Raw genomic sequence first — 1,574 nt, forward strand, 5'->3', positions numbered from 1 at the left:
TGTGCGCTCCAGACGGGATGCAATCTTCCTTGCAAAATCAAATTCCTTTGTACTTTTTAATTCCTGTAAATACTCTTTTTGGAAAGCTATATTTTCTCCACGCTGAATCCTTTCCATTGCTAAAGCAAGATGAACAACTAGTCCAACGTAAGAGCTATCAGCTAACGGATAAGGCAATTCCTCGTTAATATCGCCAATAATAGTTTCTATTAGAATTAGTTTCTCCTTTTGCACTAACCCTAACAGTCTTTCAGATATAGAATCCACTTTATTGCTCGATTTTTTTTGAATATTTTCCTTAACCATTTTAAGGAATTCTGGAACGTCAAATCGATCGGAAATTAAGCTGCTTATTGCTCTTCTTTTTCCTTCCTCCGTCCCCGCTAATTCAATACCATATCCTCTTTTGCGAATAAGCTTTAATCCATACTCCTTAAGAAACAGTTCCAACTTGTCTAAATCATTGCTGACTGTAGCGGTTGTTACCCCTAGATCGCTTGCTAATGAAAAAAGCTTTATCGGATCTTGCATATCAAGTAATACACAAAGCGCTACTATCATTCTTTCATCCGGGGTATACTCTGTAAAATCTTGTTTTAAAATAGTAACACGCAATTGATAGATATCACTCTGTGTCCCGATTACCTTTACGCCTACCCCAGCCTTTTTTTGCAATTTAAGATGAAAAGCTACTAAAATATCCTCAATGTTTTTAAAGTCCCGATGAATAGTCCTTTCACTAACATTCACAATGTCAGCTAATTGTTTAATCGTAGTTTCTACATTTACATTTTCAAGCAGAAACTGTAAAATCAGTCTTTCTCTAGCTGAAACAATCATATCTAATCACCCTGTTGCCTTGACATAATTCAAGTATAATCATCTATGTTAGCACTATCAAACAGTACTAAACAAAGTTTTTTCAAATGCAATGTTGCCAAAAATTATTTTTTCTTTTTTTTCTTTAAGCAAAAATTCTTTTCTATATTGCCTTGTCTATTAAATTATTAAGAAAAAGTTTATTAATAATAAACAATAAAAAATCCAGAGAAAATTCAATCTCCGGATTTTTTATTGCATTATTTTAACTGGCTTACAATTTCGTCATATTTAGGACTGTTCAAGAAGTTTTCAACAGATACATGGTGTGCATTCGGCAATTTTTCCATTGCTCGGTCTGTCAAATCTTTATGTGTAATAACAAGATCAGCATCATTTGGAAGGTTTGCAATAGAAGTATTGGTAACATCTATTCCTTCAACTTCTGCTTTTTTTACTTTATTACGCATAATAGATGCGCCCATCGCACTAGAACCCATACCAGCATCACATGCGAAAATTATCTTTTTCACTTTTTTATAATCGAATTCTTCGTTATTTTCTGCTGTTTGTTCTCTTAAGGAACCTGCTACGGAGCTTTTTTTGCCTTTTAATGTTTCCATTTTTTCCGTAGCTGCAGTGATATCTTCTTCACCCTTGCTTGTTTTCAAAATAAATGCTGCGATTAAGAAAGATACAATAGTTGCTACAAATACACCAGCTAACACACCTAAATGCTCACCTTTTGGAGCCAT

At 33.9% G+C, this 1,574-nt stretch carries 1 protein-coding gene and 1 pseudogene; both read right to left on the reverse strand.

Annotation, left to right across the window (positions count from 1 at the left end):
• Positions 1-840, reverse strand: an 840-nt coding sequence (locus CWS01_RS22190) for a BglG family transcription antiterminator (RefSeq protein ID WP_157827732.1), incomplete at its 3' end; no start/stop codon positions are given.
• A gap of 239 nt (positions 841-1,079) precedes the next feature.
• Positions 1,080-1,574: pseudogene (locus CWS01_RS22195) on the reverse strand (PTS mannitol transporter subunit IICB); the annotation flags it as partial.

It is taken from the genome of Niallia nealsonii, from assembly GCF_002835805.1.
In the GTDB taxonomy this organism is placed as follows: domain Bacteria; phylum Bacillota; class Bacilli; order Bacillales; family Cytobacillaceae; genus Niallia; species Niallia nealsonii.